We start from the raw sequence: 15711 nt of genomic DNA on the forward strand, positions 1-15711 counted from the left end.
CATAGTCCTCAATCTATATTTACTGCAATAATAATCGTGCCAGAACAAAATTTAAAAGACCTGCTCTGGGTGAGAACAGGTCTTTAACGGTTATTTCGCGCTACTTATCAATAGCTATAGGTTGGTTTCCTAAGCACTAGGCATTAGCAACGGTTACCTCTGGGCGCAGCAGGTTGAGCAAATCTGCCAAACGCTGCTTCAGCTCTTTACGGTGCACAATGAAATCAAGGAAGCCGTGCTCCAGCACGAACTCGGCGCTCTGGAAGCCTTTGGGCAGGTCTTTGCCAATGGTTTCTTTGATCACGCGCGGTCCGGCAAAGCCGATGAGCGCCCCCGGTTCAGAAATATTAAAATCGCCCAGCATGGCGAAGGAAGCGGTCACGCCTCCGGTGGTTGGGTCTGTGAGCAAAGAGATGTACGGGATTTTCTCCTCGGCCAGCAGGGCCAGCTTGGCAGAGGTTTTGGCCATCTGCATTAGAGAGTAACCGGCTTCCATCATGCGCGCTCCCCCAGATTTGGAGATCATCAGGAACGGGATTTTGTGGGCGCGGCTGTAGTCAATGGCACGGGCAATCTTCTCGCCTACCACAGAACCCATAGAACCGCCAATGAAGTTGAAGTCCATACAGGCCACTACCAGATCTACCCCGTTCATGGTGCCGTGGGCGGTGCGTACGGCGTCTTTCAGGTTGGTTTTGCGCTGCGTGGCTACAATACGGTCTGGGTACGGTTTGGTATCCACGAAGTGGAGCGGATCTGAAGACGAGAGGTTCTCATCCAGTTCCTGGAATTGGTTTCCGTCAAACAAGATCTCAAAGTACTCATGAGAGTTGATGCGGTCATGGTGGTCGCATTTAGGGCAGGTGTACAGCTGTTGCCGGTGTTCTGCCGTGCTAATGACGGTTTTACACTCCGGGCACTTGTGCCACAGGCCGTCTGGGGTTTCTTTTTTCTGCTCCGTTGGGGTGACGATCCCTTTTTCTACTCTTTTAAACCAAGCCATATGATGCTCTAAAGGTTTTTCAACAATTGAAGTCTCCAGCGGGAAAACCGCAAGCAGTTACTTTTGAACGTGCAAAGATAGAAAAGAAAAGGAAGCGCCCTAGCTTACCGCCTAAAACCCAATCTCTCCCCCTGCCAAAGCCTAGTACCGGTTTTGCGCGCCAATGGTTCTACAGACTTTCCTCAGTGGCACAGGCAAGGCTGTTGGCTTCTTTGGAGAGGGCTCACCCGGTGCAGCGGCCCTTTACGTTTAGCGCCTGTTTTTGAAAAAAGAGCCCCTAAACGCAAAAAGGCAATGCCAAGAAACGATCATTTATAATAAATACCCACTGAGCAAGCATTCAACTAACAATCAACGGTTTAAAAATTTTATGGGTTAATTTTAAGGCGCAGGGCAATTCTGGGGCCGCCTGTACCGTTTGCAGGGCAAGGTTTGCGCTTTAAGGACAAGCTTCTCAAATGATCTGCTATCTTTGCCTCTACAAACAATAAAAAACAAATAAGCCACCTATGAAGAAAACACGATTCGCCTCTTCCGCCGCCGCTATGATTCTGGGAGTAGCCGTTCTTGGTTCCTGTGTCTCGTCTAAGAAATACAAAGAACTGGAAGCAAGCAAAAATGCGCTGGAACAAGAGAAAACTGCTGCACAGCGCAGCCTGGAGCAAGCCAACGCCGATCTGCGTGACCGTGATGCCAAACTTGCGCAATACCAACAACAGATTGCCCAGAAAGAAAGAATCCTCAATGAGCTGAGAGCCTCTGTAAACGAAGCCCTGAAAGGGTTCCAGGAGCAGGGACTCACCGTATCCATCCGCGAAGGGAAAGTGTACGTGACCATGCCAGAGAAACTTCTTTTTGCCTCCGGCAGCACCAAAGTAAACCCTAACGGACAGTCGGCCCTGGGGAAACTGGCGAACGCCATCAAAACGCAGCGCGACACGGAAATTGTGATTGAAGGCCACACCGATGACGTAGCCGTGGCTTCGGCCAACATCACCTACAAAGACAACTGGGACCTGAGCGTACTGCGCGCCACAGAGATTACCCGTTTGCTCATCAACAACGGGGTGCCTCCGCAAATGGTGGTGCCGGCCGGTCGTGGCCAGTACACGCCGGTAGCCATGACCCGTACGCCGGAAGCTCGCCAGAGCAACCGCCGCACAGAGATCATCCTGGCTCCTAACTTTGACAAAATCCTGAAGCTGATTCAGACAAACTAATTTCCTCTGCCCAGGCGCCAGTTCATTGGACAAGCCTCACAGAGTTTAGTATTTATACAAGAAGCCGGGCTTTTAGTCCGGCTTCTTCCGTTTTTAGCCTTATTTTGCGAAAAAGCTTCCTAAACAGAAAGGCTTGTTTGAGTCACACACCCACTGGCCCTGTCTTTGGGTACCTGTAGAGGCTCTGTCTCTGACACATTTAAACAGTAAGAAGCACTTAACCAAACCTGCAACAGACTAAACCCTTAGAACAGCATAATTTAATTTTACGCAGCCCTGCCATGTTAAAACAACCCTTTTTCCGGCTTGCCGGTGTAGCACTTTTAAGCACTTGCCTGCTGGGTTCCTGTACCACCACCAAGAAATACAACGCCCTCTTGGCCCAGAAAGTAAAACTGGAGCGGGACAAAGCCGATTGCCAGAGCGCACTCTCCAAAAACAGAAAGGAGACCGCTGAACTGACCAAACAGGTAGCCGACCTCACTGAGTACCGCTCCCAGCTGGCCGCCGATACTACTCTGTTGGGTTCTACCCTCCGCAAAACCCAGGCGCTATACGCAGACCTGAGCGCCACCTATGACAAGCTCATCAAAAACCATGACCGCCTCATGGCCAACAGCGCGCTGGAGTCTTCCAAACTGTCTAAAGACCTGGCCCGCCGCGATGACGAACTGAACAAACTCAACGAGGCCCTCACCAAGAACCGCTCCCAGGTAGACCAGCTGAGCAACGACCTGAAAGCCCGTGAAGCCCGCCTGAACGAGCTGGAGCGCATCTTAGCGGAGAAAGACAAAGCCGTGAACGCCCTGCGCGCCAAAGTAAGCAACGCTCTGCTAGGCTTCAACAGCAAAGACCTGTTTGTAGACGTGCGCAACGGCAAAGTGTATGTATCGCTTTCTGAGCAGCTGCTCTTCAAATCAGGTTCTACCAAGGTAGACGCCAAAGGCCAGGACGCCCTGCGCAAACTGGCCACCGCCCTCAAAGACCAACAAGACGTGAACGTGCTGGTGGAAGGGCACACCGATGACGTGCCCGTGGCCCGCGGTACCGCCGGCATGCAAGATAACTGGGACCTGAGCGTGCTCCGTGCCACCGAAATCACCCGCATCCTGACCAACGCTGGGTTAGCCGGGCCTAAAATCACACCTTCCGGCCGGGCCCAGAACGTACCGCTAGATCCTGCCAAAACCGCCGAGGCCCGCCAGAAAAACCGCCGTACTGAGATCATCCTCACGCCTAAATTAGATGAGCTGTTCCAGATTCTGGAAGCTAATTAATCTAACTCTATAGGCCAGTAGGAACAACTTTCCGTTTAGCGGCCGTTTTTTCAAAAACTGAGTAAAACCGCCAGCCACACAGCTGGCGGTTTTTTTATCGCGCTGGGTTGCAGTTTCGGAACGGATTAGCGAGTACACCTCTAGAATCAGATACGCATAATCATGCTCAAAGCCGATTTTTTCTGATGTCCTGCTTATTTTTCTGGCACTATCTGCATTACCTTTCAGAAACAAGCCTTTACTTTGGCAGTTGAGCATCTACGCCCGGTGCCCATCATTACCAGTTAAAGAGGACTTTACCCCATGAGCAAGACCATTATCCGCAGTTTTGAAGAATTGCAACAATATGAAGGCAAAGAGATAGGTGTTTCTGAGTACCATACCGTCACGCAAGAGCAGATCAACCTATTCGCCGACGCTACCTTAGACCACCAATGGATCCACCTGGATGCGGAGCGGGCCCAAACCGAATCGCCGTTCAAGAGCACCATCGCCCACGGCTACCTCACCGTCTCCCTGCTGCCCTATCTTTGGGGTCAGATCATCCACATGGAGAACCTTAAAATGCAGGTAAACTATGAGATTGAGAGTCTGCGGTTCAACCAGGCCGTAGCAGTCAACTCTGCGCTGCGCCTGCGCGTGAAACTGCTATCTGCTAAAGACCTGCGCGGCGTGACCAAAGCCCGCCTGGAAGTAACCATGGAAATTGAGAACAGCAAAAAGCCGGCCTTCACTGGGGTCATCACGTTCTTGTACCATTTTAATCAATAGTCTTTGTTAAGGAAGTAAATTAGTATTATATTGTTTATATTAATTACATTATAAAACATGTTAACAGATGAAATTTATTATAAATAAGGGAATCGGCATTTTACTTTTCTCCTTTGCTCTAAATTCCCAATTAAAAGCGCAGGGAGTAACCGTATCCACCGATCTACAAGATGTGCGTTATGTTGGCAAAACTTATAATGGCTTAAAGGGCACTCCTTATCTTTTTGAAAATTGGGCTGATGGGAAAGTCAAACTGGAGAACGGTACTGTCTATGAAGGATTAAAACTACAGTATGACCAACTGAAAGATGAATTAATCTTTAGTTTAGAAGATGCACGCCCTAAAGCTTTTATGTACCCTGTGAAAGAATTCTCTATCTGGGAGGCAGGGAATAAACAGGTCATCAATGAAAAGATTTTTAGAAATGGGTACGTTCCTGTTGACGGAGCTTCAGAAAAGTCGTTTTATGAAATTCTCACTGATGGGAAAGTCTCTCTCCTGAAAAGGACCACTAAGTCTATTGTTGAAGAACGGGCAGACGGCAACACTTACAAAACAAAACAAATCAGGTCTACCCAAAGATATTACCTAGCCAACGGCAACACACTTTCTAAAATCAAGAAAGACAAAAAATCAGTGTTAGAAGCTTTACAAGATAAAGCAAAAGTGACACAGTTAGAAACATATATCTCCTCTAAAAAGATTAATCTGAAAGAAGACGCTGGCTTAGCCCAAGCCATTGTTTTCTACAATTCATTATAGAGAAACAAATTGCTTTCTAACCCTAGGCAGGTAACACTAGCAAAAATTTTCTAGCCTAACGCAGCACTTCCGTTTAGGGGCCGTTTTTGGAAAAACGACCCCTAAACGGAAGTGCTGCGTTAGGCCCTTTCAGAACCATTGCGCAGCGGAGGCAGTATGATAAGCTTTGGTTAACGCAAACACTATGAGCACTCTCTTCACCCCTTTGCAAATCCGGGGCCTCCGGCTGAAAAACCGGATTGTAGTTTCACCTATGTGCCAATATTCAGCGCAGGACGGTTTTGCCAATGACTGGCATTTGGTGCATCTGGGGAGCCGGGCGGTGGGCGGTGCCGGGCTCATCATCTTTGAAGCCACCGCCGTTTCGCCGGAAGGCCGTATCACGCCAGACGATTTGGGCCTCTGGCAAGACGAGCACATGCCGTTTCTGCAGCGCATTGTCTCGTTTATAGAGAGCCAGGGATCAGTGGCGGGAATTCAGCTGGCGCACGCCGGACGCAAAGCCAGCCACCAGTCCCCCTGGAAAGGCGGAGCCGCCATTCCGCCAGATGCCGACGGCGGTTGGCAAACCGTGGCTCCCAGCGCCGTTCCCTTCCTGGAAAGCGAGTCCACGCCCCTGGCCCTGGACCAAGCTGGCATAGACAAAGTGATCTCTGATTTCAGGGAGGCCGCCCGCCGGGCGCTGGAAGTAGGCTTCAAAGTGATTGAGCTGCACGGAGCGCACGGGTATCTGCTCCACGAGTTCCTGTCGCCGCTGAGCAACCACCGCACCGATGCCTACGGCGGCTCCTTCGAGAACCGAGCAAGGCTGCTGTTGGAAGTAACCAAAGCCGTGCGGGAAGTGTGGCCCGCGGAAAACCCCTTGTCCGTGCGCCTCTCCGCCACTGACTGGACCGAAGGCGGCTGGACGGAGGAAGACTCCATTAAACTTGCCTCTCTCCTGAAAGAGCACGGGGTAGATTTGATTGACTGTTCCACCGGCGGTAACGTACCCAAAGCCCCTATTCCGGTGGGGCCGCTGTACCAGGTGCGCTTCGCGGAAAGCATCAAAAAGCAGGCGGGCATCATGACGGGTGCCGTGGGCATCATCACCACCCCTCAGGAAGCCGAAACCATTATTTCTACTGGCCAAGCCGATCTGGTACTCATCGCCCGGCAGTCGCTCCGCGATCCTAATTTCCCGTTGCGGGCGGCGCATGAACTACACGACGAGGTAGAGTGGCCGGTGCAGTATGAACGAGCTAAGTTCAGGTCCTAATTTTTAGGACTCTTATCAACCCATAAAATGCGTTTAGGGGCTCTTTTTCTAAAAAGAGCCCCTAAACGCATTTTATGGGTTGCACATCCATCAGCAAAAGTTTTAGAACAAGCACACTAGAACTTCAGCATAAAATCCGTGAGGTTTTCGCTGCGGTCCAGGCAGAGGCGCTTCCTGAGGCGGTAACGGCTAATCTCCACCCCGCGCACGGAGATGTTGAGCAACTGGGCGATGTCTTTGGTGGTGAGGTTGAGGCGCAGATACGTACTGAGTTTGATTTCCTGCGGCGTGAGGTTAGGAAACCGGTCTTGTAACCGGTGAATAAAATCACCATGCACATGGTTAAAATGCAGCTCAAACTGCTTCCAATCGGCCTCGCTGGTAATGTTGTGGTCAATGCTCCTGATGATCTTCTTCAGCTCTTCCTGAGGGGCTATGCTCCCGCCGTTTTTCAGGATTTCCTGTAGTTCCAGCTTTACGTTGTTGAGCAGCTCGTTTTTGTTGATGAGGTGAATGGTGGAATACGTCAGCTCCCGGTTTTTGTGGTCAAGCTCGGCTTGGAATTTCTCTCCGCGCAACCGGTCAATTTCCTGCTCGCTCTGGTTTGTGATCTGCCGGATCTCAATCTCCTTCTGCCCTAATTTGCGCTCTTTGTCTAAGAGAATGCGTCGTTTTTCGGTTTTAAACCGCTTGTCTACTTGGTAGAAAGCGGCTCCCAGCAGTAGAAAGCCTAGCAGCGTGTAAATGGTATATGCCCACTTACTGCGGTAAAAGGGTGGATTCACTACAAACTCAAAGCGCTTGGCTTCGCTGATGGTGCCGTAAATGTTGCGGGCCCGCACGTGGAACACATAGGTTCCCTCGGGCAGGTTGGTGTATTCCTTCTCGGTTTTGGTGGTCCAGTCTGACCAGCGGGTGTCAAAGTTCTTTAGGAAATACTGGTACTGTGTTTTCTCAGGTTTTTCAAAGAAAGAAGAAGCGTACACAAAACGCAGGGAATTGAAAGCGTAAGGCAACTCTGTGCCAGTGGCTTTGTCTAATTTCCGGCCCGACAGCAAAAGCGAATCTGCTTCATTGGAGATAGAGAGCACTTGGGCCAGGCGGGTATGGAACGGCAGCAGAGGTTTTGCCCTGGCGGCATTGTAATGGATAAATCCTTCCTTAGCCCCAAACAGCACATTGTTTACATCCAGCACTTGAATAAAACTGAGGTCATCGTTCAACTGTTCGCGCAGGTTCCGGAACAGATGGTCTTGCAGGGTGAGTTTCCCGAACCTATCTACAGTGATTCTGCCTACGCGCTGGTCAGAGATGAAGTAGATGTTACCCTGCACATCTTCCTCCATCTCAATGATGTGCTCATTTGGGGCAAACAATTTTGAGTATTCCTTGTCCTGGATAAACCTGTCTTTGCTTTTATCAAAACGATATACGCCGTACAAAGCCGGGAAAATCAACTCGCCCTTGATCTTCTCCATGTTCACCAGTTGGTTAGAGGGCAGACCGTGTTTAGAATTATAGAATTTAATAGAGGTGATTTTCTCCAATTTGGGGTCAAACATAATCCTGAACAGGCCTTTGTAACCGTGTGCCATCCAGAGCTCCCCATTTTTGTCAAACTCCAGCACCCGCGAAGACTCTTCCAATCCCTTGAATTTGTGCAGGAAATGCAGTCCGTCCTCAGAAGACGCCAGCAGGCTGATGCCTTTGTAGCTTCCCATGATCACCTTGTCGGGCTGGTTAGGTACGGGCACGAACTCCCAGGCGCCGTTCTCAGGGCTCATCAATCCAGCCTTGCCGTCTTTGATGAAATAAGGCCCGTTGTGGTGCCCCATGAAGATGTGCCCCTCCAATTGGTTGAGGTGGTACACTTGCCCGGTACTGTTGGGCACCAGCGAGAATCTCCGCTTTGGCGCCGTAAGATCTGTGACGAACAAGCCGCTGTTGGTGCCCAGGTAAAGCGTATTTCCTTTTTGATTGGCCGCGTACCCCGTACCAGATATACCCATGGTACCATCTATGCGACTAAACGGTGAGCTCAGTTCCACCATAGAGATACCGTTGTTAAGACCCAGCCAGATATTTTCCTGGGTGTCTTGATAGAGCGTATGAATGGTGTTGTCCAGCAGCCCATCCTCTAATGTGGCGTTCAGGAGCAGTTGCCCTTCTGCGTTGAGGAGCACCAAACCTTTGTTTTGGGTAGCCAGCGCATAGTTTCCGTCTTTTAACAGCAGCGCCTGGTTAATAATCAGCTTCTCCTTGATTTGCCTTTGATCTATCTTGAAGGGAGTGACGCTGTGGCCATCATATAGAAAAACACCGTCATTGATGGTAAAGATAATCTTCTGGTTCTTGTCAAAAGGCAGAATGGAGGCTATCTGCTTATAGGCGAAAAAATCACCTCCCGGCAAAAGCCTAAGCCGGTGGTTCTCCAACACAGACAACCCCTGCCCCCACACCAAGGAGTATAGTTCCTTGTTGACCTGAAAAGAAAACTCTAAGGGGTTACCCGGCACAATCACTTCAATGGGTTTGCCCGGTTTATAGGAGTAAATGTTTTTGAACGTGAAGAAATAGATGCGGCCTCCCTGTTCATAGATTCGCCATACTTCGTCAAAATTCCGGTGTTTCTCCGGCAGGCTATCCACCAGGGAGAAATATTGAAGCGTACCCTGTTCATCTGGTGCGAAGTACCCAAAATCAGCTTGGCTACCTATGTAGATTCTGCCATCTCCCCCCACGTAGACAGAGCGCACTTTCGTACCCTTTTTAGAAGAGTATAGATTCCAGGTAGCACCGTCAAACTCCAGCAACCCGAAGTTGTTGGCGATGTAGAGAATCTCCCGGTCATCCTGCACAATACCCCAACTCTGGATACCTCCCTTGAATTCCTCGGGCTTGTAGTTCCGGATGATAGGGTTCCCGAAGAAGTAGTGTTGTGCCTGTGCTGTAGAGGCAATGACTCCCAGCAGCAGCACAACCAGACGCATCAGAACCTTTTCCCTGAGCATAATAAATATGACATTCACATAATACTATCTAAATGTAATGATGTAATTGCTAAAAGTTAATTTTATAGCTGTTTATTTTCAAAAACTTATCAAACCCTCTCAAAAACGGCTTTTTCACCAGTTGATGTAATGCTGATGTAGTGGTTAACTGCCCTTTGATGTAGTAATGATGTAGTACCTCATTAGCGGAAACGGGGACTTTCCTTCTACTTTTAGCACAGCTTCACCGCAAGCCATATGACCTATAACCAACCTAACACATGAAGAAAAATCTACTAGTATTTCTGCTCTTCCACCTCTGTGGGATAGCTCTCGCCCAGACCACCATAAGGGGGCGTGTCACTTCGGCCAGAGGAGGCGAGCCCCTTCCCGGTGTGAGTGTGGTGGTAAAAGGAACCACGGCCGGTGCCTCTACAGACGTGGACGGAAATTTCCAGATACAGGCACCCACTTCCGCTACAGCACTTGTTTTCTCTTATATAGGATTCATTTCTAAGGAAGAGCCTATCAATGGTAGAACTACCGTCAATGTCTCGTTACAGGAAGATGCCAGAGCTTTGGAAGAGGTGGTAGTAGTAGGCTACGGCACCCAATTGAGACGGGAAGTAACCACAGCTATTTCTTCTGTTACCCCAGAAGAAATTACCCAAACTCCTATTACTAGGGTGGAACAAGCGTTGCAGGGACGTGTAGCAGGGGTACAAACCACTAACATATCTGGCCAGCCCGGCGATGCCCCTACCATAAGAATCAGAGGGATTGGCTCTACAGGTATTTCCTCTCCTATTTATGTGGTAGATGGGTTCATTGTAGGAGGCATAGATTACCTCAACCCTGGCGACATTGAGAAAATAGATGTCCTTAAAGATGCCGCCGCCGCCGCTATCTACGGTGCTAGAGCTGGTAACGGAGTGGTCATGATTACAACTAAGCAAGGGGTACGGGACGGTGATATGCATGTCTCCTATGACGGATATGCGGGAATTCAGAACCCATGGCGCAAACTGAAGCTATTAGATGCCCGTGAATACGCCATCATGATGAACGAGGGTGCTATGAATGCCGGCCAAGCCCCAAAATTTCCCGATGTCAATCAGTTTAGCGGCGGCACAGACTGGCAGGATGCCGTCTTTGAAAAAAATGCCCTGATCACTAACCACCAACTCACTATTAGCGGCGGTACGGCCAAATCTGGCTATGCGGCAGCTTTCTCTTATTTTGACCAAGACGGCATTGTAGGCGGAGACAAATCTAATTTTAAACGCTATACAGCCCGCATCAATGCTGACAACCAAGTAAAAGAGTTTTTGAAGGTGGGTACTAATCTGTCTTACACTCATATTAACCGCAGATCGTTTGATGCTAACCAGGAGTTTGGGGGCATTTTAAGCAATGCAATCAATCTAGACCCTCTTACCCCAATCTACGAGACAGATCCCGATATTCTAAACAATGCCCCCTACTCTTCTAATCCGGTAGTGAGGGATGCGAATGGTGTCTTTGCTATTTCACGCAATGTGGCACAGGAAGTAGTGAACCCGCTGGCCCGTCTGCATCTCATGAATGGCGTAACCACAGTAGATAAATTTGTGGGTAATGGCTACGCTGAGATAAAAATCATAGAAGGCCTTAGCTTCCGCTCCAGTTTCTCTATTGACCTGGCCTATGTGAATACAACTGGCTATAGCCCAATCTACTATTTAAATGAGGCGCAGAAGAATTCTACCTCCAGCGTCTCAAGAAGTACAGATCGCTATTACACCTGGCAAAACGACAACTATTTCAGCTACAACAAAACCTTTGGCGACCACAAAGTAGAAGCAACCGTTGGGTCTACCTTCCTTCAAGGAAGAGACGAAGGGTTGTATGGCTCCAACACCGGCTTGGTAACCACAGATCCACGAAAAGCTTACCTCAACCTTGCCACAGACACTGAGAGTGCCCGAGCTACCGGGGGAGCCTCTGAAAGATCTTTGGTGGGGGTATTTGGAAGGGTAAACTATTCCTTCAAAGAGAAATACCAATTGTCTGCCAGCTTAAGGCGGGACGGTTCTTCACGTGTAGGAAAAAACAACCCATATACCACTTATCCAGCAGTTTCAGTAGGCTGGATCTTGTCTGAAGAACCTTTCTTCCCACAAATTGCTTCAATTAACTTTTTCAAAATCAGAGCATCTTGGGGGCAGAATGGCAATGAAGAGCTCAATGGGGATTATCCTACGTCATCACCGGTTGGTGTAGGCAGAGGCTATACCTTCTATACCGAAAATGGTAGCGGCTACATCAGTGGTTCTTCCTTGATAAGAAATGAAAACCCAGACTTAAGATGGGAAACGGTGGAGCAGACCAACGTAGGGATTGATCTTTCTTTCCTGAACAATGCCTTCACCTTCACCGCTGACTATTATGTAAAGACGACGAAAGACCTGCTCATTTTCGCACCCATCAGAGCCTCTGTAGGGCTTGATCCTTATGCCGCTAACGGTGGTGCCGTTAGGAACTCAGGTCTTGAGCTGGCCCTTACGTACCAAAATAAAGTTGGAGGCCTAGGCTATTCACTTGGGCTAAATGGTAGCCTCAACAAGAATGAGGTTCTCTATATCAACAATGCCGAGCAACTACTGACTGGTGGCAGCTACTCCACATACGGAGTTATTTCCAGAGCGGAACCCGGTTACCCAATTGGTTACTTCTATGGCTATAAAACAGACGGCATCTTCCAGAACCAGTCAGAGGTTGAAGCCCACGCCAAAGAAGGAAGCTTGATCCAGCCACTCGCCCAGCCCGGCGATGCCAGATTTGTGGACTTAAACAATGATGGCACCATTGACGACAAAGACCGCACGAGCATAGGAAACCCAACTCCTAAAGTGGTAGGTGGCTTCAATCTGGGTTTAGATTTTAAAAACTTTGACTTGAGTGCCTTCTTTTACGGTGCCTTTGGCCACCAGATTTTTAACGGTACACGCCGGTATGATCTGCCTGACGCCAATATGCAAACCAGATTCCTTAACCGTTGGACCGGCGAGGGCACTACCAATGAATATCCCAGATTTACAAGAAACGATACCAACGGCAACTACACCAGACCGTCTGATCTTTACATAGAGGACGGAGATTTCGTACGGCTGAAAACCCTGCAATTAGGCTACAACCTGCCGAGCTCTGTCCTCACCAAATTGCATATTCAGAAACTGCGGGTATATGTATCAGCAGACAACTTGCTCACCTTCACCAACTACAGCGGTTTTGATCCGGAGATTGGTGCCAGAGGGTCAATTGACATTGGTGTAGACAGAGGTGTGTATCCACAGTCTAAAACCTTCAGATTTGGTTTCAATGTTACTTTCTAATGTGAATTCCATGAAAAATATAGCCATAAAAACTTCCAGATTCCTACTAATGGGGCTGCTCACCTACGGCACCTTGAGCTGTGAGGATTTTCTAGACAAAGAGCCCCTGGCAGACTTAACTGAAAATAACTTCTTCAAAACACAGGCCCAGGCCACAGAAGCATTGATTGGTACATATGATGTACTGCAATGGAACACTGTGAGCGGCTATCATACAACTCCATTGGTATTGGACATTCTATCTGATGACTCCTACTCTGGCGGGCAGCCAAGCTCAGAACCTTCTCTTCTAGAGATGGACCGCCACCGGGTACTCACTACCAATGGTGAAGTATGGGGCCTGTATAAAAAACACTACGTAGGGATTAGCCGGGCAAATGCCCTACTCTCAAACATTGACGCTATTGAAGCCCCAGAAGATTTCAAGAAGAGGACCAAAGCCGAAGCCAAATTCCTGAGAGCCCACTTCTATTTAGATTTAGTGCGCTTCTATGAAAATGTACCATTGATCCTGGAACCGCTGGCGCCTAGTGAGTATAACCAGCCTGCCGCTACCCCTAAAGAAGTCTATAACCAGATTGCCAAAGACTTAGTGGAAGCCATGGCAGATCTGCCTTCTTCTAATTTGCGAGCCAGCGGCGGACGAGCCACCAGATGGGCCGCGAAAGCTCTGCTAGCAAGAGCCTATCTTTTCTATAAAGGTGTCTACAACCAAGAAATGCAGGCTGGTGATGTTACGGTAGACGCTCAGTACGCCCGCCAACAATTAGAAGAAGTTATTACCCAGAGTGGCCATGCCCTGCTGGATAACTACGCAGACAATTTCACTAGAGCCAATGAGTTCAGTATTGAGTCTGTGTGGGAAATTTCATATTCAGACGAAAATCCTTGGTGGGACTGGGGCTATATCCATGGCGGCGAAGGTAACATGCAACCGCAGCAACAAGGGCCACGCATTAGAGAAGCCACTGGTTTAAATTATGTGGCAGGTTGGAGTACGGCTACTCCTACCCAAGAGCTGTATAACGCTTTTTCAAATGATGACCCAAGACGCGAAGCCACTATTTTAACCGAAGAGGAAGTAGGCGGACGGAGCAACTTGAATTTAGGCTACCAACACACCGGCTATTTCAGCAAAAAATATACTACTTCTGTAGAATACCTCAGGGAGGATGGCCAGCTAGAACTAAACTGGGGTAACAATTACCGTTCTATCCGATTCTCAGACGTACTGCTCATGGCTGCTGAATTAAGTGTCCTGACTGGCACAGATGGCCAAGATTACCTTGACAGGGTAAGAAGAAGAGTAGACCTGGACCCAGTGCTCGCCACTCTGGAGAACATTAGACAAGAACGCAGGCTGGAGCTCGCACTAGAGGGAATACGCTACTGGGATCTGCTCCGCTATGGCTTGAACGACGCCAATGCCGCAATTACTGTTAACAGGTCTTCATTACCTGCTAACTATGTTGGTTCTCTCAGTGACTTCAACATCCAATTCAACACTGCCCGGAAAGGATTCCTGCCTATTCCGCAAAGCGAAATTGATTTGTCTGCTGGTACATTAACTCAAAATTCAGGCTACTAATTCACCAATTAACTGACACTTTAACCATGAGAAAATATATAAGCTATATAACAGCCCTCTGTTTGCTTACCTTTAGTTGGGCAGGGTGCGAAATGGATGATCCAGAGCTAGATCCTGTCCCTACCGCTGACCAGATAAATTTCACAGTTACCCCAGATCCGGAGAACTCTAATATTCTTCACTTCAGGTCTACCTCAACAGGTATTGCCATGTGGGACTTTGGCAATGGTGCAGAGGGCAAAGGCACTGAGGTTCAGGCCGCCTACCCTATTGCCAATGAGTACACCGTTACCCTTACCCTCCTAACCAACGGCGGGGTAGTTACTAAATCACAGAAAGTAACCATTGCCACTACCAACCCGCTTATGCTGGAAGGACCAATCTACACCATGTTAACCGGCGGCCCCAACCAATTGGAAGGAAAAACCTGGATAGTAGACAGAAACACCTACGGGCACATGGGAGTTGGCCCAGTTGGCGGCACTACACCAGAATGGTGGCAAGCGCCTCCCAATGACAAAGCCAGTGAAGGTCTTTATGATGATGAAATGACCTTTAAACTAGCAGGCTTCAGCTATATCTACAATAATAATGGGAAAAGCTTCTCTAACGGTGCCAATGCACCTGGCTTAGGAGGAACAGCCGGCGATGACGTAACTTTAGACTATACCCCTCCTGCCAATATGAACTGGAGTCTGGTAGAAGGGGCTAAGAACCAGATCGTGATCAGTAAAGGAGGATTTATGGGTTTTTATACCGGCACCTCTACATATGAGATTCTGAGCATTACCAATGATGAACTATACGTACGCCATTTAGACGCGGCAACCCCCGCCAATGCTTGGTATCAACGTTTCATTAGAAAAGGCTACCAGCGGCCAGTTACCCCAAAACCAATCAAGTCTGTCAATATCAATGACAACTTTGATGACAACGGCAATGTCACCTGGAACCTAGAGAACATTTTATTGAATGAGAGCTATGACAACCCGGCTCCAACAGGCATTAATACCTCTAAGAAAGTGGCCTTGTATACCCGCCAAGGCGGACAGGCCAATCAGTATGGAAATGCTTACATCCAATATACCCATAAGCTAGACTTGTCGCAACGCCATGTATTCAAGATAAAAGTTTTGGTTCCCAGCTATAATGACTATACTACTATGGGCGGAGCAGAATCTTGGTCACCAGTAAAGACCTTACAGAAACAGCTCTCTGTCAAATTGCAGAACTCTGAGTTGGGAGGTAATGCCTATACCACCCAAACAGAAGTGATTCAGCAGGTTACTCAGTTGGGCGAATGGGTAGAGCTTACCTTTGATTTTGGTGCCGCAGCCACCCGCCAGGATTATGACCGGATTGTCATTCAGTTTGGTGGGGAAGCACACTGGAACCCCGGCATTTTCTTTTTGGATGACTTTAGACTAGAGCCATAATATTTCAAAAGGGAATAGCCCCAAGACATGC

The 15711-nt window shown here is 48.7% G+C and carries 10 protein-coding genes; 8 read left to right on the forward strand and 2 right to left on the reverse strand.

What is annotated here, in order from left to right:
• Positions 1-136: 136 nt before the first annotated feature.
• Positions 137-1003 (reverse strand): acetyl-CoA carboxylase, carboxyltransferase subunit beta, encoded by an 867-nt coding sequence (gene accD / locus EFA69_RS09330; protein ID WP_123132823.1) that lies wholly within the window; start codon positions 1001-1003, stop codon positions 137-139.
• Between the two features lie 509 nt (positions 1004-1512).
• Here accD and EFA69_RS09335 point away from each other — a divergent pair.
• The 5 genes from EFA69_RS09335 to EFA69_RS09355 all read left to right on the forward strand — a co-directional run bounded on the left by EFA69_RS09335 (position 1513) and on the right by EFA69_RS09355 (position 6292).
• Positions 1513-2223: an OmpA/MotB family protein gene (locus EFA69_RS09335; protein ID WP_123132824.1), complete on the forward strand. Its 711-nt coding sequence runs from the start codon at positions 1513-1515 to the stop codon at positions 2221-2223.
• Positions 2224-2504: 281 nt separating this feature from the next.
• Positions 2505-3500, forward strand: a complete 996-nt coding sequence (locus EFA69_RS09340; protein ID WP_183906733.1) for an OmpA family protein — start codon at positions 2505-2507, stop codon at positions 3498-3500.
• 303 nt (positions 3501-3803) lie between these two features.
• Positions 3804-4271 carry a MaoC family dehydratase gene (locus EFA69_RS09345; protein WP_123132825.1) on the forward strand — a complete coding sequence of 156 codons (468 nt, stop codon included), beginning with the start codon at positions 3804-3806 and terminating at the stop codon, positions 4269-4271.
• A 67-nt stretch (positions 4272-4338) separates the two neighbouring features.
• The gene (locus EFA69_RS09350) at positions 4339-5034 is read left to right on the forward strand and encodes a hypothetical protein (RefSeq protein WP_123132826.1); all 696 of its coding nucleotides are present in this window, start codon (positions 4339-4341) and stop codon (positions 5032-5034) included.
• Between the two features lie 184 nt (positions 5035-5218).
• The gene (locus EFA69_RS09355; protein WP_123132827.1) at positions 5219-6292 is read left to right on the forward strand and encodes an NADH:flavin oxidoreductase/NADH oxidase; all 1074 of its coding nucleotides are present in this window, start codon (positions 5219-5221) and stop codon (positions 6290-6292) included.
• 116 nt (positions 6293-6408) lie between these two features.
• Here the strand turns inward: EFA69_RS09355 and EFA69_RS09360 are convergent, their stop codons facing one another.
• Positions 6409-9282, reverse strand: a complete 2874-nt coding sequence (locus EFA69_RS09360; RefSeq protein ID WP_221175700.1) for a triple tyrosine motif-containing protein — start codon at positions 9280-9282, stop codon at positions 6409-6411.
• Positions 9283-9563: 281 nt separating this feature from the next.
• Here EFA69_RS09360 and EFA69_RS09365 point away from each other — a divergent pair, with 281 nt between their 5' ends.
• Genes EFA69_RS09365 through EFA69_RS09375 form a run of 3 tightly spaced genes read left to right on the forward strand, consistent with a single transcriptional unit; the run spans position 9564 to position 15680 of the window.
• Positions 9564-12656, forward strand: coding sequence for a SusC/RagA family TonB-linked outer membrane protein (locus tag EFA69_RS09365; protein WP_123132829.1), 3093 nt, complete (start codon positions 9564-9566; stop codon positions 12654-12656).
• Between the two features lie 10 nt (positions 12657-12666).
• Positions 12667-14244: a RagB/SusD family nutrient uptake outer membrane protein gene (locus EFA69_RS09370; protein WP_183906734.1), complete on the forward strand. Its 1578-nt coding sequence runs from the start codon at positions 12667-12669 to the stop codon at positions 14242-14244.
• 26 nt (positions 14245-14270) lie between these two features.
• A complete protein-coding gene (locus EFA69_RS09375) occupies positions 14271-15680 on the forward strand; it encodes a PKD domain-containing protein (RefSeq protein WP_148041316.1) in 1410 nt (469 codons plus the stop codon).
• Positions 15681-15711 lie beyond the last annotated feature (31 nt).

The sequence above is a fragment of the Rufibacter immobilis genome (assembly GCF_003721565.1).
Classification (GTDB): Bacteria; Bacteroidota; Bacteroidia; order Cytophagales; family Hymenobacteraceae; genus Nibribacter; species Nibribacter immobilis.